Below are 22,956 nucleotides of genomic sequence, written 5' to 3'. Positions count from 1 at the left end.
ATGCACGGCCGCACGGCGCCGACCCGGCCGGGGACGGGCGGAACGGTCCCGGACTCCGCCCGGGAACCCGCTCGGCGCGGAACGCGGAACACCGCTCTGCTGGACTGCTGGCACACCGGGGACCGACGGGACGCAACGCTGCCAGGGGGCCGGTGCGGACGGAATCCCGACCTGTCGCCGGGACCCCTTCATCCCTCGCCCGCTCCCCCTTCCCGGGAGAGCGGGCCACCGACGCCGAGGAGACGCAGGTGAGTTCACGCGTGCTGGAGCTGGTCGAGGAGCGGGCGCTGGCCCGTCCCGGCGCCCCCGCCGTCGAAACCGCGGACGGCGTGCTGGACCTCGGCACGCTGTGGGAGCGCTCGGGACGGCTGGCCGACCGGATGACCGCCGCCGGGCTGCAGCCGGGCGAGGCCGCGGCTGTCACCACGGGACGCACCCCGGAGCTGCTCGTGGCGGTCCTGGCCGTGCTGCGGGCGGGCGGCGGGTTCTGTGTCGTGGACCCCGGCCAGCCGCCGGCGCGGACCCGGCACGTGCTGCGCGAGAGCGGGGCGCGCCTCGTGGTCGGCCCCGGTCTCCGGCTGCGTTCCCGACGGCCCGGTCCGGCCCGCGAGGGACTGGCGTACGTGGTGTTCACCTCGGGCTCCACCGGGCGGCCCAAGGCGGTCGCGATACCGCACCGGACCGTCGACGCGCTGATCGAGTGGACGCTGGCCGCCACCTCCCGGGCCCCGCTGCGCACCCTCCAGTTCGCCCCGCTCGGCTTCGACGTGTTCGTGCAGGAGGTGTTCACGGCGCTGTGCAGCGGCGGGGTGCTGATCCTGCCCGGCGAGGACGAGCGCCGGGACCTGGTACGGCTCGCGGAGCTGCTCCGGCTCCGGCGCGTGGAGCGGCTGTTCGTGCCGCCGGTCGTGCTCGACCGGCTCGCCGCGCTGGTGCCGTACACGGGCGCGTTCCCCACCACCCTGCGGGAGGTCGCCGTGGCGGGCGAGGCGCTGCGGGTGACGCCGGCGATCCGGGGCCTCTTCGCGGAGGTGCCCGGCTGCCGGCTGCACCACCACTACGGCCCCTCGGAAACGCACGTGGCCGTCGCGCACACGCTGACCGGACCGCCCTCCGACTGGCCGGACCTGCCGCCGATCGGCGCCCCCGTGGCCGGCTTCACCGCCCGTGTGGCCGACGGCGAACTGTGGTTGACGGGGCCGGGCGTCGGACTCGGCTACCTCAACGACCCGGCGGAGACGGCGCGCCGCTTCCGCCACGATCACGGCTCCGCCCGGCCCGCGTACCGCACGGGAGACCTCGTCGCACGCGACCCGGACGGCCTGCTGCGGTTCGTCGGCCGCGCCGACGACCAGGTCAAGATCCGCGGCCATCTCGCCGACCCGGCGGAGGTGGAGTCGGTCCTCGGCTCCCTGCCCGGGGTGCGCGAGTGCGCGGTGGTGGCCGAACAGGTCGCCGGGGAAACGCAGTTGGCGGCGTACGTGGCAGGCACCCTGACGGGACTGCGGGCCCGGCTGGCCGCGCGGCTCCCGGCGCATCTGCTGCCCGCCCGGATCCAACCCGTGGACCGGCTGCCGCTCACCGCGCACGGCAAGGTCGACCGCGCCCGGCTGCCGGCCCCTCCCCCGCCCGGACCGGCCGACGAACCGCCGGCGGAGGGCGTCGAACGCGACGTGGCCGAGGTGTGGACGGCGGTCCTGGGCCGCGAGGACATCGGCCGCGACCACTCCTTCCTGGCACTGGGCGGCACCTCGCTGTCGGCGGCGCTCGTGCTGGCCCGGCTGCGGGCCCGCCATCCGGCCCGCGTCGACCTCCGCGCCTTCCTGGCCGCGCCGACCGTGCGCGAGCTGGCCCGACGACTGACCGAGACCCGACCGGTGGGGGACGCATGAGTACGCCGACGCGCGAGATGTACCTGGACCTGATGAAGGAGGTGCTGTCCAACACGATCTACGAGGACCCGCCGATCCCCGCCGACTGGGCGCCCTCGGCCGTCTACGAACCGCTCAACCGCAGGCTCGGCGTGGACTGGCCGAGCCAGGCCCACACGATGATCGGCCGGCGGCGGCTCGACAACCTCCAGGACTGCGTGGAGCGGGTGTTGGCGGACGGCGTACCGGGCGACCTGATCGAGACGGGCGTCTGGCGGGGCGGCGCCTGCATCCTCATGCGGGCGGTCCTGCGGGCGCACGGGGTGACGGACCGGCGGGTGTGGGTGGCGGACTCCTTCCAGGGCATGCCGCTGCCGGACGCGGACACCCATCCGGCCGACCGGGCCCTGGCCGCGCACATCCACAACGATGTCATCGCCGTCGACCTGGACACCGTACGGGGCAACTTCGCGCGGTACGGACTGCTGGACGAGCAGGTCGAGTTCCTGCCGGGCTGGTTCCACGAGACGCTGCCGTCCGCGCCGCTGGGACGGCTCGCGGTGCTGCGGCTCGACAGCGACCTGTACACCTCCACGGTGCAGACCCTGGACCTGCTGCACCCGAAGGTGTCCCCGGGCGGCTTCGTCATCGTCGACGACTACCACATCCCGGCCTGCCGGGACGCCGTCCACGACTGGCGCGAACGCAACGGCGTGACCGAGGAGATCGAGGACATCGACGGCCTGGGCGCGTTCTGGCGTCTGGCGCCCGCGGAAGGAGCCACCCGGTGAACGCGACGCTGCCCGCCGTACGGGCCCTGGTGGCCGAGGTGTTCGGGCTTCCGGCGGACGCCGTCGACCCGGACGCCCCGCTGGTCGCGCTGGGCGGCGAGTCCCTGGCGCTGCTCGCCCTGACGCGCCGGCTGCACGACCGGTTCGGGGTGCGGCTGCCGGTGCGGACGCTGTTCGAGGACGAGCTGTCGGTGCGGGCGGTGACCGCACGGCTCGCTCCGGAACCGGACCCCGGGCCGCCGGACGGCGCGGGCCGGATGCCGGGCGCGGCCGTCGACTTCAGCCTCTACTTCTTCGGCGACTACCCGCACGGCGACGGTCCCGCCCGCTACGAAGCGCTGCTGTCCGCCGCGGAGTTCGCCGACACGCACGGCTTCCACGCGCTGTGGGTGCCCGAGCGGCACTTCCACTCCTTCGGCGGGCTGTTCCCCAACCCGGCGGTCCTGGCCGCGGCGCTCGCCGCGCGCACCCGGTCGGTGCGCCTGCACGCCGGGTCGGTCGTGCTGCCGCTGCACCATCCGGTGCGGGTGGCCGAGGAATGGTCGATGGTCGACAACCTCTCCGGCGGGCGGGCCGGGCTCTGCGTGGCCTCCGGCTGGCACTCGGGCGACTTCGTCCTCGCTCCCGGGACCTACGACGACCGGCGCGAGGTGATGTACGAGCGCCTCGCCACCGTACGCCGGCTGTGGGCGGGCGCACCGCACACGGCGGTCGGGGGCGACGGCGAGCGGGTCGACGTGACGCTCCACCCGGCGCCGGTGCAGGCCCGGCCGCCGCTCGCGGTAGCCGTCCTGTCGGCCCCCGGGAGCTGGGAGCGGGCGGCGCGGGAGGACGTGGGCGTCGTGACCAACCTGATGCAGCAGGACGTCGACGACCTGGCGCGCAACATCGCGCTGTACCGGCGCACCCGCGCCGCGTGCGGACTGGACCCGCGCGCGGGACGGGTCACCGTCCTCGTCCACACGTATCTGCGCGGCGACAGCGCGCGGGCGCGGCGGGAGGCGTACGCGCCCTTCACCGCCTACCTGCGGTCCTCGCTGTCGCTGTTCGACACCGCCGTACGCAGTCTGGGCGTCGAGGTGGACCTGGCGCACACCCCGCCGGACGATGTCGCGTTCCTGCTCGGGCGGGCCTACGAGCGCTACTGCGCGACCCGGGCGCTGATCGGCACCCCGGCCGAGGTGCGGCCGGTGCTCGACTCGCTGGTGGCGGCGGGCGCGGACGAGATCGGCGCCTTCGTGGACTTCGGCCTGCCGGCCGCGGACATGCTGGCCGGTCTGCCGCATCTGGCGGCGCTCAAGGACGCGACGCCCGCGAGGCCGGGGCTCTTGAACGCGGGTTCCGTGGAAACGGAGTGCGCCGGTCCCGACTTCGCGGACGGTGACCAGGCGGGACGGCTCGCGGCCGGAACGGCGGTCGCGGAGGCGGCGCCCGCCGTCACCACACCCGTCATGGCCACCCCCGACATCACCGCGTCCACCGTCGCCGCGCCCCTCGTCACCGCCCCCGCCTCCCCGCAACAGCGCCGGATGTGGCTGATGGACCGGATGGACCCGGGACGCTCGGTCCACAACGAGCCGAAGGCGGTGGAGCTGACGGGCCCCCTCGACCCGGACGCGCTGGCCGGGGCGCTGACCCAGGTGGTGGCACGCCACGACGCGCTGCGCACGTCGTTCCGGGAGGAGGAGGGCGTGCTGCGGCAGGTGATCGCCCCGCCGTTCGCCCCGGTGTTCCCGGTCACCGATCTCACCGGCCGCACCCCGCAGGAGGCGGTCGCCGTGCTGCACGCCACGCACGGCACGGCGCCCTTCGACCTGGCCATGGGCCCGCTGTGGCGGGTGGCCCTGGGCGTGCTCGGGCCGGAGCACCACGTGCTGTACCTGGTCGCGCACCACAGTGTCTTCGACGCCGGGTCCACCGCGGTGTTCCTGCGCGACCTCGCCACCTGCCTGGGCGGTGGGGCCGCCGCGCTGCCCCCGCTCCCCGCACCGCCCGCGCCGGACCCGCGGCCCGAACGGGAGGCGGGCCTCGCGTTCTGGACGCGGCTACTCCGGGACGCGCCAGTGCTGCGACTGCCCGCCGACCGGCCGCGCGACGCCACCCGGCCGGTACGGGGCGCGACCCTTGCGCACGAGTTCGACGCGGCGCTCGCCCGGCGCGTGCGCGCCTTCGGCCGCTCGGTCGGGGCGACCGCGTTCACCACTCTGCTGAGCGCGGTCGCCTCCGTGCTCGGCCGGTTCGGCGACACCGACGACGTCGTCCTCGGCACCGCCGTCTCGCACCGGCCGCCGGGCACCGAGGACCGGATCGGCATGTACGTGGAGACGCTGGCGCTGCGACTGGATCTGTCGGGCGACCCGTCGTTCGCCGCTCTGGTGCGGCGGGTGCGCGGTGCGGTGATGGACGCGCTCGAACACCGGGACGTACCGCTGGACGAGGTGGTCGACGCGGTCAATCCGCAACGGTCGCCCGGCGCGAACCCGCTGTTCGACATCCTGGTGGAGTACGAGGAGGCGCCGGACGGGGCCGCCGACGGCGCGGGGCCCGCCGCACGCCCGCTGCACGTTCCGCGTGCCCAGGCGCCGTTCGCCCTGACCCTCTACTTCACGGGCCGGCGGGACGGGCTCGGCTGCACCGTGGAGTACGACGCGGGCCTGTTCGAGGCGGCGACGCTCACCCGGCTGCTCGGGCATGTCGAGGAGTTGCTCCGCCGGGGCCTGGACGACTCGGCCGGACCGCTCTCCGCCCTCGCCGGTCCGACCGCGGCGGACGAGCACTTCCTCGCCCTGCACGACGGCTCGGCGGCCGCGATTCCCCCCGCCCCGCGGGACGGTGCGACCGGCGCGGCGGACGCGGGTGCCGTCCCCGACGTGGCCGAGGCGGACCTGGAACCGACGACCCTGCACGGCCTGTTCGAGCGGTCGGCGCGCGCCGAGCCCGACGCGGTCGCCCTCTCCGGGGCGCACGGCACCACCACGTACCGCGCACTGGACGCGGCCGCCAACCGGCTCGCGCACCGGCTGACCGGCGAGGGGGTCACCCCCGGCAGCACCGTGGCGGTACTGCTGCCCCGGGGTCCCGGCCTGGTCACCGCGCTGCTGGCGGTCCTCAAGTGCGGGGCCGCGTACGTCCCCGTGGACCCGGCGCTGCCCGCCGCACGACGCGACGCGCTGGTGCGCGACAGCGGCGCCGTGCTCGTCCTGGACGATCCGCACGCCGACCCCGATCTCCCGGCCGTCCCGCCCGGTGCGGCCGTGGAACCGGACGCGACGGCGTACCTGATCTTCACCTCGGGGACCACGGGCGGCGCGCGGGCGGTCGCGGTGCCGCACCGGGGGCCGGTGGCCCTGCTGCGCTGGCAGGCGCGGGCGCACCCGCCGCTGCGCACGCTCCAGTGGACCTCCCCCAGCTTCGACGTGAGCGTGCAGGAGATCTTCGGCACGCTCGGCTCGGGCGCCGAACTGGTCCTGCTGGACGAGGCCGACCGCCTCGACCCGGCCGTCGTCGGGGAGATCGTGCGCCGCCACGAGGTCGAGCGGCTGTGCGTGCCCGCCACCCCGCTGGCGGCCCTGGTGCGCGGCGCCGGGCCGATGCCGTCCCTGCGGGAGGTCTTCTGCGCCGGTGAGCCCCTGCGCACGGTGCCGCCGATCGCCCGGTTCCTGGCGGAGCAGCCGCACACCCGGCTGTTCAACCAGTACGGGCCGACCGAGGCGTCGGTCATCGTCACCGAGCACCACGTCACCCCCGCCGACGACGCGGCACCGCCGATCGGGCGGCCCGTCACCGGAGTGCTGCTGCGGGTCGAGGACCGGCGGGGCCGCCCGGTGCCGCCGGGCGTGCCCGGCGAACTCCTGATCGGCGGGGCGCAGGTGGCCGACGGCTACCGGAACGATCCGGAACTGACGGCCCGCCGGTTCCACGACGACGGCACCCGGCGCTGGTTCCGCACCGGCGACCTGGTCCGCTTCCGGCACGACGGCGCGCTGGAGCACCTGGGCCGCCTGGACGACCAGGTCAAGATCCGCGGCTTCCGGGTCGAACCGGGCGAGGCGGAGGCGGCGCTGAACGCGCTGCCGGAGGTGGTGGAGGCGGCGGTCCTTGCCGAGCACGAGCCGCAGCCGCGGCTCGTCGCCCATGTCGTGCTGCGCGGGGAATTGGCGGACTGGGTGTCCGTCCTGCGGGCGGGCCTGGCGCGGACGCTGCCCGACCACCTCGTCCCGGCCGCGTGGTTCGCCGTGGACCGGCTCCCCGTGGGCGCCAACGGCAAGCTGGACCGGGCCGCGCTGCGCGGGTCGACGGGCGGCGGGGCGCTGCCCGAGGGCCGCCCGCCGGCCACCGCCGACGAGGAGCGGGTGCACCGGCTGTGGTGTCTGGAGCTGGGCGTGGAGAGCCTGCCCGTGGACGTGTCGTTCTTCCAGGTGGGCGGCAACTCCCTGCACGCCGTGCGGATGCTGGAGCGGATACGCGGCGAGACGGGCGAACGGGTGCCCATGGCGGACTTCCTCCGGGCGCCGACGATCCATGCCCTCGCGCGGCGCCGGGCGGGTGCCCGGTGACCGGCACCCGGGAGCGGGTCGCCCGGACCGTGGCCGCCCTGCTGGGCGATGGCCCGGTCGACGCCGAGACCCCGTTCCGCGCCCTGGGGCTGACCTCCCTGCTCGCCGCGCGGTTGCGGCTGCGCCTCGAACGCGAATTCGGCAGGGCGGTGCCGGTCGCGGCCCTGACCGAGCACTACACGGTCCGTGCCCTGGCCCGGTACCTCGACGGTGAGGAGCCCCGGGCCGTGGAGTCCGCCGCCCGGCCGGACCCGCCGGTGGCGGTGGACCGGCGGGTGGCCGTCATCGGCATGGCGGCCCGGTTCCCCGGCGCCCCGGACATCGACGCGTTCTGGCGGAACCTGCGGGCCGGGGTCTGCTCGGTCGGCGAGCCGCTGGCCGACGCGGACGCCTTCGACGCGGGGTTCTTCGGGATGAGCCCGCGGGAGGCGGAGCGGACCGATCCCGCGCACCGGCTGCTGCTGGAGAGCTGCTACCACGCCCTGGAGGACGGCGGCGTGCCGGAGCCCGGCGAGGGGACGCGGGTCGGGGTCTTCGCAGGCACCGGCATGAACCTCTACGGTCCGCAGCCGCCGCACTTCCTGCGCTCCGGCGGCACCACGGAACCGCTCGAAGCCGTCGCCGAACTCATCGGCGGGCAGGGCGACTTCCTGGCCACCCGGGTCGCCTGGCACCTCGGTCTGACCGGGCCGGCGGTGACCGTGCAGAGCGCCTGCTCCACCTCGCTCGTCGCGGTGCACCTGGCGGTCCAGGCGCTGCTGACGGGGGACGCGGACCTCGCGCTCGCGGGCGCCGCGGCCGTCCGCCGCACCCCCGTCCCGGACGGCCCGGCGGACCCGGAGTACATCCTGTCGCCGAGCGGGGTCGTCCGCGCCTTCGACGCGGCCGCCGACGGCACGGTGGGCGGTGACGGGGTCGGCGTGGTGCTGCTGAAGCCGCTGGCCCGGGCGCTCGCCGACGAGGACACCGTGCACGCCGTGATCCTCGGGTCGGCGGTCACCAACGACGGGCGCGCCAAGGCGGGTTTCACCGCTCCTTCGGTACGCGGGCACGCGGCCGCGGTCCGGCACGCGCTGGAGCGCGCCGGGGTCGCGCCGCACACCATCGGCTACCTGGAGGCGCACGGCACCGGCACCGCGGTGGGCGACCCGATCGAATTCCGTGCGCTCACCGAGGCGTTGGCACCCCGGGCCGCACCCGGCGCGACCGGGCCGGAAGGAGGAGCGGGGCGGACCGGGCTCGGTTCGGTGAAGCCGTCGGTCGGCCACCTCGACACCTGCGCGGGGATGGCCGGGCTGATCAAGACGGTGCTGATGCTGCGCCACGGCGAGCTGGTGCCCACGGTGAACGCGACGGCGCCGGACCCACGACTGGCCTGGGCGGACAGCCCGTTCTTCCCGGTCACCGAGCGCACCGCCTGGCCGTCGGGGAGTGGCCCGCGCCGGGCGGGTGTCAGCGCGCTGGGCTTCGGCGGCACCAATGCCCACGTCGTCCTGGAGGAACCGCCCACGGCACCCGACGACGACCGGGCTCCACTGGCGCCCCCCGCGGCGACTCCGACGCCCGGCGACAGCCGCGAGGCGTTGGTGCCGCTCGCCGCGCCCGACGAGGCGTCGCTGCGGCGCCGGGCCGGGCAGCTCCGCGACTGGCTGCGCGCGCACAACGGGCTCGCGCCGGGCGACGTCGCCCGTCGGCTGCACGGGCGCCCGCCCCGGTCGGCCGCCCGGCTCGCCGTCGCGGGGCGCACAGCGGCGGAGCTCGCCGACGCGCTGGACGCCGCGCTCGCCCGGCCCTGGCCGGACGAAAGGCCGCTCACCGCGCCGGTCTTCGCGTTCCGAGGTCAGGGCGCCGGCGCGTGGAACACGGACACGGAGCGGGACGACCCGGTCGTGCGTGCCGTGGTCGAACCGTTCGCCGAGGTGCTGGACCGGCCCCAGGTCGCCCACGTCGTGCGGCAGGTGGCGCACACCCGGCGCTGGGCCCGCGCCGGGGTGGAGCCCGCGTCCGTCGTCGGCCACAGTCTGGGCGAGCCGGCGGCGCTGTGCGCGGCCGGTGCCCTGACGCTGGCCGACGCGGTCCATTTCGTACTGCTCCGCGAGGAGTTGACCCGGTCCACCCGGCCGGGGCGCATGCTGGCGATCAGCGCGCCGCTGGAGACGGCGCTCGACGCGGCCGCCGGGACCGGGGCCGACCTCGCCGCCCACAACGCGCCCACCGCGCACACCCTGTCCGGCCCCGACACGGTGATGGACCGCGCGGCGTCCTGGCTCGACGCGCGGGGGGTGCCGTTCCGCGTCCTGCCGATGCGGACCGCGTACCACTCGCACCTGATGGAGCCGGTGCTCGACCGGCTCGCGGACCGCGCCCGGGAGCTCGACTGGCGCCCGCTGCGGGTGCCGTGGGCGTCCGCGGCGGACGGCGAACTGCTCCCGGCCGGCACCGTCCCCGACCCGGAGTGCCTGGTCCGGCAGGTCCGCTACCCGGTGCTGTTCGATCCCGCCCTCAGGGCCCTGGGGGCCACCGGCGCCCGGGACTTCGTGGAGATCGGGCCGACCGTCGTGCTGCGGGACTTCGGCCACCGGGTGCTGCCGGACAGCTCCTGGTACCGGTGGGGCACGGCGGGACTCGCCGCGCTGTACCGGCGCGGCGCCGCCCTCGACCTCACCGCGCTCAACGGTCCCGGCCCGCGCGCCGCCCTTCCCGGATATCCCTTCGCCCGGCAGAGGTTCCCCTGGTGACTCCCGCTCCCACTCCCCCCGTCCTGCTGGCCGTGGACCATCCCGCGCAGCGCGCCGAGGCCCCGCTGTCCGCCCTCCCGCTGCCCGCCCTCCACCCGCTCCTGCCCGAGCCGCCGCCGCCCGAGCCGCCCGGCCCGTACCTGGACGGACTGCGCGCGGCGCTGCCGTCGGGCGCGCCCGGCGCGGTGCTGGCATCGTGCGCGTCGGCGCCGCTGGCCGCCGTGGTCGCCGCGCGGGCGGGCCGGGCGGTGCCGCTGGTCCTGTTCGACGCCGAACCGGTGACCGCGGCGACCGTCCTGACCGCGTACCGCGACACCGTGGCCCAGCTCGGTGTCCTCCCGGACCACCGGGAGGCACGGCACCTGGCCGGCTGCGTGGCCGAGCCGGGGGTCTTCCTCGCCGTCGCGCGGCAACGGCTCGCGGCGCACGTCGGCGGGGCCCTGGGCGTCGACGGCGCGGCCACCGAGGAGGTCGAGGACCTCGCCGCGCCGCTGGTCGACGCGGCCCTGCGCTGGCTCGCCCACCTGCTGGCCGCCCACCACGCCCCGCCGCCCGCCTCGGTGGGGCCCACCCTGCGGATCCTGTCGGCGAACACCCCAGGCGACGGCCTGCGCGTCGGGTGCGACCGCGCGGACCTGCTGCGCGACCCCCGCACCGCCGACGCCGTCGTGTCCTTCCTGGCCGCCCACGGTGTTCGCACCGACACCGACCACTAGCGGAGACCACCGTGGAATTCCCTGCGTCCAGCGCCCAGCAACGGATGTACTACGTCGATGCCGCCTCCGGCACGCCGGCCGCCCACCACCTCCCGGTGGCCCGCACCCTCCACGGCGCCGTGCGGCCCGCCGAACTCGCCCGCGCGGCGCAGCGGTTGGTGGACCGGCACGAGGCACTGCGCACCCGGTTCGCGCTGCGGGAGGGTCGGCTGACGCAGGTCGTCGACGATCGCGCGACCGTCGACTGGCGCTACTACGAACCTCCCGGCGCCGCGCGGGAGGCGCTCGCGCAGGAGGCGGTGGACCGGTGGACGGCGGTGGAGTGCGACCAGCCCTTCGACCTGGAGAACGGCCCCCTGTTCCGGGTGCGGCTGCTGCGCCTGGGACCGGAGCGGTGGCGGCTGCTGCTGTGCATGCACCACATCGTGAGCGACGGCTGGTCGGTGGGCGTGCTCCTGGACGACCTGTTCGCGCACGAGGTGCCGCCCGCGCCGCCCTACCGGGAGTTCACCGCCGCGCAGGAGGAGTTCCTGGCGAGTGCGGACGCCGCGGCCGAACGCGCCCACTGGCGGGCCCGGTTGGGCGACGATCCGGCACCGCTCGTCCTGCCGCCGCCGCTGACCCCCGGCGGCGGGGACGGCACCGTCGTCCTGCCGCTGCCCACCGACGTGGTCCGGCGCCTGCGCGCCCTCGCCGCCGACGGGGACACCACTCTCTTCGGGGTGCTGCTGTCCGCGTATCTGCTCCTCCTCGGCCGGTACGCGGGAACCGACGACGTGGTGATGGGCACGGTGGTCGCGGGCCGCACCGACGCGCGCTTCGACCGGACCGTGGGCCTGCTGGCCAACACGGTCGCGCTCCGCGCCGACCTGCGCCCGGACCGTTCCTTCCGCGCGCTGTGCGGTGTGGTGCGCGACGAGCTGTTCACCGCCCTCGACCACCAGCGGCTGCCGTTCGACGAGGTCGTGACCGCCGTACGGGCGCGGCGCGGCGCGGACGGCGCGCCGCTGGTGCGGGCCGCGTTCACCCTGCGCCACGCCGAGCCCGACGGCAGCCCGCGCCCCGGGCTGCGCGTCGAGGAGGCGGACGTGCCGGTCACGGGTGTGAAGTTCCCGCTGCTCCTGGACGTCCTGGACGACGGGGAGGGGGCGCGCTGCACGCTGGAGTACCGCGGGGACGCCCTGGACGCGGCAACGGCACGGCAGTTCGCCGAGCACTACGGCCATCTGCTGCGCGAGGTCGCCGCGCGCCCCGACGCGCTGCTGTCCCGGGTCGACGTGCTGCCCGCACCGCCGGCGCCCGCTCTGCCCGCGCCGGAGGTGACGCGGTGTGCCCACGAGGTGTTCGCCGAACGGGCGGCCCGCCGCCCCGACGCGGTCGCCGTCGTCTCCCCGGACCGGACGCTGACCTACGGCGAACTGGAGCGGCGGGCCAACCGGCTCGCGCACCGCTTGCGGGAGCACGGAGTGGGCCGGGGCACCCCGGTCGGTGTGCACGTGTCCCGGTCGTCCGCCTTGGTCGTCGCGCTGCTGGGCGTACTCAAGGCGGGCGGCGCCTACCTCCCCCTCGATCCGGCCCATCCCCCGGCGCGGCTGCGGCGGTTGGCGGCCGACGCCCGGCTCGGCGTCGTCGTCACCGACGGCGTGTTCGCCGGGTTCGCGGGACGGTGCGTCGACGTCGCCGACCCGACGCTCGCGCGGCACCCGGACACGGCGCCGGAGACCGGGGTGACCCCTGACGACCTCGCCTACGTCATCCACACGTCCGGCTCGACCGGAACCCCCAAGGGCGTCCTGGTGCCGCACCGCAACGTCGTGCGGCTGTTCTCCGCGACCGAGCGGTGGTTCGGCTTCGGCGCCGACGACGTCTGGTCGCTGTTCCACAGCCACGCCTTCGACTATTCGGTGTGGGAGCTGTGGGGCGCCCTGCTGCACGGCGGCCGGCTCGTCGTCGTGGATGCGGAGACCACCCGCTCCCCCACGCTGCTGCACGCCCTGGTGCGGCGCGAGCGGGTCACCGTGCTCAGCCTCACGCCATCGGTGTTCGCGCAGTTCGTCCACCACGACGCCCAGGCGCCCCCGGGGCTCGCGCTGCGCCGGGTGGTCCTCGGCGGGGAGGCGCTGGACCCCGCCGTCCTGGGCGACTGGTTCGCCCGGCACGGTGCGGACGGCCCGCAGGTCCTCAACATGTACGGCATCACGGAGGCCACCGTGCACGCCACGTGCCGCCGGATGACCCCCGCCGACACCACCCGCCCCGGCAGCCCCGTCGGGGTCCCTCTGCCGGACCTGCGCGCCCATGTCCTCGACCGGCACGAACGGCCGGTGCCGCCGGGCGTGGTGGGGGAACTGTGGCTGGAGGGCGCCGGTCTCGCCGACGGCTACCTCGGTCTGCCGGGCCCCACCGCCGAGCGGTTCAAGGAGCGGGCCGGCAGCCGCCGCTACCGCACCGGCGACTTGGTGCGGACGCTGCCCGACGGCGGCCTGGAGTACCACGGGCGGATCGACGACCAGGTCAAGATACGGGGGTTCCGGGTCGAGCCGGGCGAGGTGCGGGCCGCCCTCGCGGCGCTGGACGGGGTCCGGGAGGCGTGCGTGGTGCACCGCGACGGCGTGCTCGCCGGATACGCGGCCGCCGACCCCGGGGTGCGCCCCGACGACCTGCGGAGCGCGCTGCGGGCGCGGCTGCCCGCGCACCTGGTCCCGGCGCATCTCGTGGTCCTGGACCGGCTGCCGCTGACGGCGAACGGCAAGGTCGACCGCGCGGCGCTGCCGGACCCGGTCCGCCGGACCTCGGCCCCCGGCGCGCGGCCGGCGAGAGGGGCGGAAGCGGCGCTCGCGGCGATCTGGCAGGAGGTGCTGGAGCAGCCCGCGGTGGACGTGGTCGACAACTACTTCGCGCTCGGCGGGGACTCCCTGCGCAGCATCCGGATCGTGTCCCTGGCCCGCGCGGCGGGACTGCACCTCGACGTGTCCGACCTGCTGCGGCACCAGACGGTGCGGGAGCTGGCGGCGGCGGCCGTACCGGCGCCGCCGTCGGGGCCGGACGCGCACAAGCCGTTCGCGCTGCTGCCGCCCGGGGACCGGGCCGGTTTCGGGCCCGGCGTCACCGACGCGTACCCGCTGACCCGGCTCCAGGCGGGCATGTTCTTCCACAGCGAGCGGTCGGGGCTCTACCACAACGTCAAGGCCTACACCCTGCGCGGCCCGTTCGACACGCGCCGCTGGCACGAGGCCGTCGCGGGTCTGACGGAACGTCATGAGGTGCTGCGCACCTCGTTCGCGCTGACCGGGTTCAGCGAGCCGGTGCAGCGCGTGCACGCCCGGGTGCCGGTGCCGCTGACCGTGGAGGACCTGCGGGGTCTGCCCGACCGGGAGGCGCGGGTGGCGGCGCGATTCGCGGCCGAACGCGCCACCCCGTTCGATCCCGCGCGAGCGCCGCTGGTCCGCTACCACCTCCAGCGGCTCACCGACGACCTGACCCGGCTCCTGGTCACCGAGCACCACGCCGTCCTGGACGGCTGGAGCGAACGCTCCCTGCTGGTGGAACTCCTCGCCCGGTACGCCCGTACGGACGTCGGGCCGCCGCCCGTCGCGCGGTTCCGGTCCTACGTGGCCCTGGAGCGGGCGGCGCTCGCGGACCCGGCGCCGCGCGCGTTCTGGCGCCGGAAGCTGGCGGGCGCGACGCTGACGGAACTGCCCGGGCGGCGCTCCGCCGGCGGCGGAACCACCATGCGCTACCTGGAACGGCCGCTGGCGGACGACCTGGCCGAGCGGACCACCCGGCTGGCCCGCTCGCTCGGGGTGCCGGTGCGCACGGTGCTCCTCGCGGCGCATCTGCGCGTCGTCGCGCTGCTGTCGGGGACCGACGACGTGGTCAGCGGCGCGGTCTGTCCCGGCCGGGTGCCGGAGCCCGACGGGGACCGGGTGGCGGGTCTGTTCGTGAACACGCTGCCGCTGCGCCTGCGACTGCCCGACGGCAGCTGGGCGCGGCTCGTCCGGGCCACCGCCGAGGCCGACGTGGAGGTGCAGCGGCACGTCCGGTTCCCGCTGGCGGAGATCATGCGCGCGACCGGACGGTCCGTCCTCTTCACGACGTTCTTCAACTTCACCCACTTCCACGTCGAACGCGCCCTCCCCGAGGCCGGGCCGCGGATCGTGGCCGAGGAGGGGGTGGCCGACGCGTCCATCCCGTTCGGCGCGGAGTTCTCGCTGGACGGCGCCGACGGCTCGCTGCGCCTGGGGCTGCGCTGGGACGCGGACCGGTTCACCGAGGACCGGGTGGAGCTGGTCCACGGGTACTACCGGGCGGCGCTGGAGGCGATGACCGCACGCCCGGACGCCCCGTACGGCGCGGACGTCCTGCTGTCGGCGGCGGAGCGTGCCGCCGCCCGCCCCCACGGTGCCGTGCCTCCCGCCGCGCCCGCGACCGCCCTGCTGCACCGGCTCGTCACCGAGCAGGCCCGGCGCACCCCGGACCTGGCCGCCGTGCGAGAGGCGGGGCGCACGCTCACCTACCGGCAGCTCGACGCCCGTTCGGACCGGCTGGCCGCCGCGCTGGTGCGCCGGGGCTGCGGTCCGGGCCGGTTCGTCGCCCTGGTGCTGCGGCGCTCGGCGCTCCAGGCCGTCACCTTCCTCGCGGTGCTCAAGGCCGGTGCCGCGCAGCTGCCGCTCGACCCGGACGACCCGCCGGGCCGGCGGGACGCGCTCGTCGCGCGGGCGGGCGCGCACCTGACGCTGACAGAGGCGGACGTACGGGCGCTGGAGGCGTCCGAGACGGTAGAGGCCGGGCGCAGCGAGCCGGTGGCGCTGCCGCAAGTGGCCGCCGAGGACGCGGCCTACCTGATCCACACCTCCGGCTCGACCGGTGAGCCCAAGGGCGTCGTCGTACCGCACCGCGCGGTGTGCAACCTGCTGCGCTGGATGCGGAACGCCTTCGCGACGGCTCCCGGCGAACGGGTGCTGCACCAGGCCGCCTGCACCTTCGACGTCGCGGTCATGGAGCTGTTCTGGCCGCTGGCCTCGGGCGGCACGGTGGTGGTCGCCGGACCGGACGCGCCTCGTACACCGGGCGCACTGGCGCGGCTGCTGCGCACCGAGCGGGTCACCACCGCGGTCTTCGTGCCGTCCGCGCTGGAGGCGTTCCTCGACGACCCGGAGGCGCCCCGCACCGGCCTCACCCGTGTGCTGTGCACCGGCGAGGCGCTGCCGCTCGCCCTCCAGGACCGGTGCGCGGCCACGCTGCCGGACGCGGCGCTGTTCAACCTGTACGGGCCGACGGAGGCCGCGGTGGAGGTCGCCTGGTGGCGCTGTGTTCCCGGCGCCGACGGCGACTCCGTGCCCATCGGGAGGCCCGTCGACGGCGTCGAGCTGCACGTACTGGACCGGCACGGCCGGGAGGTGCCGGTCGGCGTCCCGGGCGAGCTGCACATCTCGGGCGTCGCGCTGGCGCTCGGGTACCACGGCGACGCCGCCGCGACCGCCCGCGGTTTCCCGACGATCCCGCTGCCCGACGGCACCACCCGCAGGGTCTACCGCACCGGGGACCTGGTCCGTCGGCTGCCGGGTGGTGAGCTGGAGTTCACCGGCCGCGCCGATCGCCAGGTCAAGATCCGCGGTTTCCGGGTTGAGCCCGCCGAGACGGAGGCCGCGCTGGCCCGCCACCCCGGCGTCCGCCAGTGCGCGGTGACCGCCGACGGAGACCGGCTGGTCGCCCATGTGTCGGGGCACGCGGGCGTGGCCGGCGGGCCGCCCGCCGGCGACGAGCTGATCCGGTTCGCCCGGACGCTGCTGCCCGCGCACCAGGTCCCGTCGGTGGTCGTCCCCCTGGACCGGCTGCCGCTGACCCGGCACGGCAAGACCGACCTCGCGGCGCTGCCCCGGCCCGGCGCGGACACCGCGTGGACGGCGCCCCGGACGCTCACCGAGGCGCGGGTCGCCGCCGTGTGGGAGCGGGCGCTGGGCCGCGCGCCGATCGGGGTGCACGACGACTTCCTGACGGTGGGCGGGCACTCGCTGGCGGCGCTGCGGCTGATCGGGATGCTGCACGCGGAGTTCGGCGAGCGGCTGCCGGTCGGCGCGGTCCTGAACCATGCCACCCCGGCCCGCCAGGCGGCCCTCCTGGACGGCGGGACGAGCTGCCCCGATCCGCTGTTCATGGTGCACCCGGTCGCCGGGACCGTCCTGTGCTATCGCGACCTGGCGGTGTCGGGGGTCCCGGTCCACGCGCTCGGCGTCTCGCGCCCGCTGGACTCCGTGGAGGAGGTGGCCCGCCTCCATCTGGCGGAGATCCTGCGGGTCCGGCCGCACGGACCGTACCGGCTGGGCGGCTGGTCCTTCGGCGGGGTGGTCGCCTTCGAACTGGCGGCGCGGCTGCGGGCTCGGGGCGAGGAGGTGGCGCTGCTGGCCGTCCTCGACAGCGCCTACCCGGGCGGGCGCCCGCCGTCGGACGACGAGGTGCGATACCGGCACCGGCGGGAGGCCCCGGACGCCGACCCCGCCGTCTTCCGGGCCCACCTGCGGGCCCTGAGCCGGTACCGGCCGCCGCGCTACGCGGGCGGTGTCGTGTTCCACCGCAGCCGGGACGTGCCGGACGCGGACGTGCTCCGCTGGCGGGACCGGGTGCCGGACGGCTTCGATCTGCGGGAGGTCGACACCGACCATGAGGGACTGGTGCGCCATCCGCGAGTGCTCGCGGATCTCGCCGCTCTCGCCCAGGGGGCGGGCCGCTCATGAGGGGTCGGACGCTGGGTCCGGCCTTCCGGGACCTGTGGGCGGCGCAGGGCGTCTCCCAGTTCGGGGCGAACGTCACCGTGGTGGCGCTGCCGCTGGTCGCCGCGGTGACGCTGCACGCGGACGGGCTGCGGCTGGGGCTGCTGACGGCGGCGGGCACCCTGCCGCACCTGCTGGTCAGCCCATTCGCCGGCGTGTGGGTGGACCGGCACTCCCGGCGCGCGCTGCTGGTGGGCGCCGATCTCGCGCGCGCGGCCCTGCTGTTGGCGGTTCCCGTCGCCGCGGTGTGCCAGGTGCTGTCGCTGCCCCTGCTGGTGGTGCTCGCGCTGCTGATCGGGGCCCAGGGCGCGGTGTCGGACGTCGGGTACAGCGCGCTGCTGCCGACGCTGGTGGCGCGCGAGGACCTGGTCCGCGCCAACGCGCGGTTCGAGCTGTCGGCGTCGGGCGCGACGGTCCTGGGCAGTTCGGCGGGCGGCGCGGCCGTCCAGCTGCTCACCGGGCCGTGGGCGCTGCTGGGCAACGCGGTCGCGTATCTGGTCTCCGCCGCGTTCACCTGGCGGCTGCCCCGGGAGGACCGACCGCGCGCGCCGCGGGCGGCGGGGTCGGCGGGGACGGACGTGTGGCGGGAGATGCGGGCCGGGGCGGCGTACGTCGTCGGCAGCCCTCCGCTGCGCGCGGTGACCGGCGCCACCACGGTCTTCAACCTGTTCCTGTTCGTGTGCGAGCCCGCCCTGCTGCTCTTCCTCACCCGCACCCTCGCCCTGCCCGGGTCGTGGATCGGGGCGGTGTTCGCCGCCTCCGGCGCCGGGGCGGGCGCGGGGGCACTGGTGGCGAGCGGGGTGGCCCGCCGGTTCGGGGCGCGAGCCACCTTGTGGGGTTCGCTGGGCGCGGCGGGCGCGGCGGGTCTCGCGGTCCCGGCGGCGGTCCAGGTGCCGGGCGCCGGGGCGGCGGCCGTGATCGCCGGGTCCCACTTCGTCACGAGCGCCCTCGTCATCGTCTTCAACGTCACCCAGCGCGCGGTGCGGGCCACGCTGACTCCGCCGGAGCTGTACGGCCGGGTCAACGCCTCGATCCGCACCCTCGTCCTGGGCGTCGCGTCGTCGGGCGGCCTGCTGGGCGGCTGGCTGACCCACCGGACGAGCGCGCAGGCGGTGCTGCTGGTCGGGGCGGTGGGGATGACGTGCGCGTGCGCGTTCCTGCTCCCGCTGAGGAGGGGGCTGCCGGAGGGCGGGATAGTGCGGGTGTCGGCGAAGGCGGGGCGGTGACGTCGTCAGGGCGCGGTCGTGCGGGTGGCGCGGGCGCGCGGAGCCGGGCGCGTGCCCGGGGCGTCACCGCTCGCGCCGGCCGGCGTCGCGGAAGGGCGGCTCACCCGGTGATGAGGGCACGGTCCCGGGGCGCGAGCACGGTGGGTTCCGTCGGGCGAGGGCGGGCGGGGAGCAGGATCGGAAGGTGGACGGATGCCGGGCGGGGCTCGGCGGCCTCTTGGACGGCGAAGCTGCGGACCAGTTCGGGCAGGGTGTAGCCGCCGGGTTCCGGAAGGAGCTGCACCAGACAGGCGTCGGCGAGTCCTTCGAGCGCGTCCTCGGCCTCGGCCTCGCCGACTCCCGCAAGGCGCGCGGCGGTGGGCTCGTCGAGCCGCCCGGCCGGCGCGTGGCCGAGGGCGAGGAGCATGCGCTGCTGGGCTGGGCTGAGCCGCCGGTAGCACTGCCCGATGCCGGCGGCCACGCTGCGGTCGGCGAAGGCCAGTTCGCGCAGCCGCAGATCGTGGCGGCGCATCCGCCGGGCGGCGTCGGCGAGAGTGCGAGCGGGGCGGTTGTTGAGCCGGGTGCCGATGATGCGCAGCGCCAGCGGGAGCCGACCGCACGCGGCGGCCAGGTCGCGGGCCGACGCGGTGTCGCCGTCGACCCGGCCGGCGCCGATCACACGGCCGAGGAGGTCTACGCTCTCGTCCTCCGTCAGCGGGCCGAGCTGGAGGGGCACGGCCCCGTCGAGGGTGCCGATGACGGTCCGGCTGGTCACCAGGACCAGGCAACCGCCGGTGCTGGGCAGCAGAGGCCGGACGGCCGAGGCGTCCGCGACACCGTCCAGGATCATCAGGATGCGGCGTCCGGCGACGGCTCGCCGCCACGCCACGAGCCGCCCGTCGAGGTCGTCGGGAACGTCCGGCGCAGCCGTGCCGAGGGTCAGCAGCAGGTGCCGCAGGGCCTCGGCCAGGGTGGGCGGTCCGCTGTGCGGGGCGAGGCCCTGGAGGCCGAGGTGGAGGCAACCGTCGGGGAATGCGGCGGTCAGCTGGTGCGCGGCGTGCACGGCGAGCGCGGTCTTGCCGACGCCGGGCATGCCCGTGAGGGTCACGATGGTGGGCGCCCGGTCGTCGACGGCGGCGCCCAAACCGAGGAGGAGGTCGAGTTCGGTCCGGCGTCCGGTGAAGTCGGGCAGGTCGTACGGCAGGCTTCCGCGCTCCCCGCCGCTGCCGGGGGACGTCGCGCCGGGCGCGCGCCCGGGTCCGCCTTCCCGCTCCGGCGTCTCGAAGGGCTCGGGGGCGGGTTCCCGTGCGGGTTCCGGCTCAGGCTCAGGTGCGTGCTCCGGTTCGGGCTCCGGTTCGGGCTCCGGTTCGGGCTCCGGTTCGGGCTCCGGTTCGGGCAGGGTGAGTCCGGGATCGTCGTTCAGGATGCGCTCTTGGAGCCGCCGGAGGCCGGTCCCCGGCTCGATGCCCAGTTCGACCAGCTCCGTGCGCCCCTGCGCCATCACCTGCAAGGCGTCGGCGCGCCGGCCCATCCGGTACAGGGCGAGCATGAGCCGCTCCCGCAGCGCCTCGTGCAAGGGGTGGGCGGCGACCAGGGAGTACAGGTCGGGGACCACGGCGCGGGCCTCCCCCCGCAGCAGCCGCAGATCGATCAGCCGTTCGGTGGCGACCAGGCGCCGCTCGTCGAGGTCCCGGCCCCCGGCGGCGACGACGGAGCCGCTCAGACCGCTGAGGGCCCGTCCCCGCCACAGCCTCAGCGCCGCCGAGAGGTGCTCCACCGCGGCCTCGGTGCGCTCCTCGGCGGCCGCTGATCCGGCCCGGGCCAGCAGAGTCTCGAAGGTGCGGGAGTCGAGCTGACCGTCACTCAGGACAAGGCGGTAGCCGGGGGGTTCGGTCAGGATGCGCACGGTGTCGGGCAGCCTGCGCCGCAGGTTCCAGATCATCTTGCGGACTTGGTTGCCCGCCGTGCTCGGCGCGTCCTCGTCCCAGACCGCGCGGATCAGGCGGGTCACGGGGACCACCTTGTCGGCGTAGATCAGGAGCGTGGCCAGGACATGGCGCTGCCTGGCCCCGCCGGGGTTGATCCGGCGACCCCCCTCCCACACCTCCAAGGGGCCCAGCACCTTGAACACCGCGCCGCGCGCGATCTCGGGGTCCGGTTTCGGGAGTTCGCGCTGGGCCATTCACATCTCCGGCTTCTGCTGCGTCCGCGGCGGTCCTCGCCGTGGGCGGGATGGCTGTCCTCGTCCTCTACGATCGCCATGACACCCCCTGCGGGACACGCCCCGGCCACCTCACCGACCTGCACGACAGCAAAGCCAGGGGGTTGCGAACCGCACGAAAGCCGCAAGTGTCGCCTATCGGCGTGGTGTTGGGCCTCGACGCGGCCGCCGCCGGGTCATGTACGGGTGCGCCGCCGGTTCCGCCCCGGTTCCGACAGCGCGCCGCGCTCCCCCTCGCCGGCGGGCGGCCCCGCACACCCGACCGCCCAAAACCCCTGGTCCTCGGCCGGAACGCCCGACCGCGGGCGCGCCGGCCACCGGCCCAGAACCGGCCGGGAACGCCTTGACCCGCCCCCAGGTGCTGCCTAGCGTCCCGCGGACGGTGCTTCGCGCACCACCGACAGCGCACAGCGAGGGGCGGTTCGGCACCATGGACGACCGGGTCGATGAGTGGGTCCAGAAGAGCATCACCAGCCATCCGGAGAGGATCGCCGTCTCCGACGCCTCCCGCGAAGTCACGTACGGCCAACTGGGCGCGGCGGCCGAGACCGTACGCGAACTGCTGGCCGGAGCGGGCGTGAGTCACGGCGACCTCGTGGGGATGCGGATGCCACGCGGGTGGCGGGTGTACGCCGCCGTACTCGGCATCTGGCGGCACGGCTGCGGATACGTACCGGTGGACCCGTCCTATCCCCGCCCGCGCCAGGACTTCGTGCTCGCCGACGCCGGGGTCCACACGGTCGTGGAGCCCGGCCCCGACGGCGGCTTCGTCCTCAGTGACGCGCCGGTCGCGGAGACCTCTGGGCGGCGCACGCCGGAGGGCACCGCGTACGTGCTGCACACGTCGGGCTCCACCGGCCGCCCGAAAGGGGTGGTGGTTTCCCACCGGAGCCTCGCCGCGTTCGTCCGCGGGTTCGTGACGTCCCTCGGGTTCGGCGCCGGGGAGGTCTGGGCGCAGTCCACCTCCCCCTGCTTCGACGTGAGCCTCGCCGAGGCGTGGGTCCCGCTGGTGACCGGCGCCCGGCTGATCGCCGTCTCCGACCAGACGCTGCGGCACCCACGCAGCCTCGTCGACCTGCTGATCGAGGAGCGGGCGACGGTCCTGAGTCAGGTGCCGACCGTCTTCCGTTATCTGCTCGACGCCGCCGAGCGGACCGGCGCGGCCTTCCCGGAGCTGCGCCGGGTGCTGCTCGCCGGCGAGGCGGTGGAACCGGCTGTCGTGGCCCGCTGGGCGGACCTCGGCATCTCGCCCGGTGCGACGTACCACAATCTGTACGGTCCGACCGAGGGCACGGTCTACGCGACGTGGCAGCAGCTCACACCCGGTGAGCTGGCCCGGTGGGACGCGCCGGGTACGCCCATCGGCCGGGCGCTTCCCCATGTCGAGGTCCAACTACGGTCAGAGGGAGGGGTGGTGGAGGACGGGGAGGTTGGTGAGATCCTGCTGTCCGGGGGCATCGCGGACTGCTACCTGGACCGGCCCGAGCTGACCGCGCGGGCGTTCGTCCGTGACCCGGACGGCAGGGTCTGGTACCGCACCGGTGACCTCGCCGTGCGGGATGCCGACGGCGCCCTGCGCTGCCTGGGCCGCGCGGACCGTCAGGTGAAGGTGCGCGGGATGCGCGTGGAACTGGGCGAGGTCGAAAGCAGGTTGCTCGCATGCGCCGGCGTGGCCTCCGGTGCCGTCGTGGCGGTGACCGGCCCGCGCGGGGAAGCGATGCTCGTCGGGTGCTTCGTCCCCGAGAGCGCTGCGGACGACGCGCTCGCGCGAGAACTCCCCTTGCGGATGAGGGAGTTCTTGCCGTCACACATGGTGCCCGCCCGCTTCGTGGCGCTGCCCTCGCTGCCCCTGACTCTCAGCGGCAAGCTGGACCGCGGCCGCCTGGAGGAGCTGGTCCGGCGTCGCCGCCCCGGCTCGGGCCCGGCCGCCGTGGCGACATCCAGCGGTCGAGCAAGGTGAGAAGCGGACCGTTTTGTTCAACTCCGCGCCTTTTGCGGCCCGTTCGTCTTTGCTGCCGGACAGGTTGGTGAGCCCCGGATTCCATGGCGGCGGGGTCACGCACCGGAGAACCTTGAGTCAGCGGGGTT

9 protein-coding genes are annotated in these 22,956 nt (G+C 76.0%); 8 read left to right on the top strand and 1 reads right to left on the bottom strand.

All coding sequences use genetic code 11. The features are described 5' to 3' along the window. Nucleotides 1-248: 248 nt before the first annotated feature. Genes K377_RS41805 through K377_RS30140 form a run of 7 tightly spaced genes read left to right on the top strand, consistent with a single transcriptional unit; the run spans nt 249 to nt 18,668 of the window. The gene (locus tag K377_RS41805) at nt 249-1,892 is read left to right on the top strand and encodes a non-ribosomal peptide synthetase (protein WP_161194971.1); all 1,644 of its coding nucleotides are present in this window, start codon (nt 249-251) and stop codon (nt 1,890-1,892) included. Next, nucleotides 1,889-2,662: a TylF/MycF family methyltransferase gene (locus K377_RS30165; RefSeq protein ID WP_111666743.1), complete on the top strand. Its 774-nt coding sequence runs from the start codon at nt 1,889-1,891 to the stop codon at nt 2,660-2,662. The genes K377_RS41805 and K377_RS30165 overlap by 4 nt, the downstream gene beginning before the upstream one ends. Continuing rightward, entirely contained in the window at nt 2,659-7,218 is a 4,560-nt protein-coding gene (locus K377_RS42460) for a MupA/Atu3671 family FMN-dependent luciferase-like monooxygenase (RefSeq protein WP_258395169.1), read from the top strand. The genes K377_RS30165 and K377_RS42460 overlap by 4 nt, the downstream gene beginning before the upstream one ends. Then, nucleotides 7,215-9,956: a type I polyketide synthase gene (locus tag K377_RS30155; protein ID WP_111666741.1), complete on the top strand. Its 2,742-nt coding sequence runs from the start codon at nt 7,215-7,217 to the stop codon at nt 9,954-9,956. The genes K377_RS42460 and K377_RS30155 overlap by 4 nt, the downstream gene beginning before the upstream one ends. Continuing rightward, a complete protein-coding gene (locus K377_RS30150; RefSeq protein WP_146614775.1) occupies nt 9,953-10,672 on the top strand; it encodes a hypothetical protein in 720 nt (239 codons plus the stop codon). Before K377_RS30155 ends, K377_RS30150 begins: the two co-directional genes overlap by 4 nt. An 11-nt stretch (nt 10,673-10,683) precedes the next feature. Beyond that, the gene (locus K377_RS30145) at nt 10,684-17,406 is read left to right on the top strand and encodes a non-ribosomal peptide synthetase (protein ID WP_146614774.1); all 6,723 of its coding nucleotides are present in this window, start codon (nt 10,684-10,686) and stop codon (nt 17,404-17,406) included. Further along, complete coding sequence (locus K377_RS30140) at nt 17,403-18,668, top strand: MFS transporter (RefSeq protein WP_111666738.1); 1,266 nt, start codon at nt 17,403-17,405, stop codon at nt 18,666-18,668. Before K377_RS30145 ends, K377_RS30140 begins: the two co-directional genes overlap by 4 nt. Before the next feature lie 100 nt (nt 18,669-18,768). Here the strand turns inward: K377_RS30140 and K377_RS30135 are convergent, their stop codons facing one another. Continuing rightward, complete coding sequence (locus K377_RS30135; RefSeq protein WP_111666737.1) at nt 18,769-20,829, bottom strand: AfsR/SARP family transcriptional regulator; 2,061 nt, start codon at nt 20,827-20,829, stop codon at nt 18,769-18,771. Nucleotides 20,830-21,250: 421 nt separating this feature from the next. On the opposite strand from K377_RS30135, the gene K377_RS30130 reads away from it, so the two are divergent. Further along, complete coding sequence (locus tag K377_RS30130) at nt 21,251-22,828, top strand: amino acid adenylation domain-containing protein (protein WP_258395168.1); 1,578 nt, start codon at nt 21,251-21,253, stop codon at nt 22,826-22,828. Nucleotides 22,829-22,956: the final 128 nt, after the last annotated feature.

The sequence above is a fragment of the Streptomyces sp. PsTaAH-137 genome, assembly GCF_003259365.1.
GTDB lineage: Bacteria > Actinomycetota > Actinomycetes > Streptomycetales > Streptomycetaceae > Streptomyces.
This window is presented reverse-complemented; position numbering and strand designations above follow the sequence as displayed.

Bases quoted from the DNA above. Each gene is read 5' to 3' on its own strand.
- K377_RS30165 (WP_111666743.1), top strand. From the start codon at position 1,889: ATGAGTACGCCGACGCGCGAGATGTACCTGGACCTGATGAAGGAGGTG.
- K377_RS30140 (WP_111666738.1), top strand. From the start codon at position 17,403: ATGAGGGGTCGGACGCTGGGTCCGGCCTTCCGGGACCTGTGGGCGGCG.
- K377_RS30135 (WP_111666737.1), bottom strand. From the start codon at position 20,829: ATGGCCCAGCGCGAACTCCCGAAACCGGACCCCGAGATCGCGCGCGGC.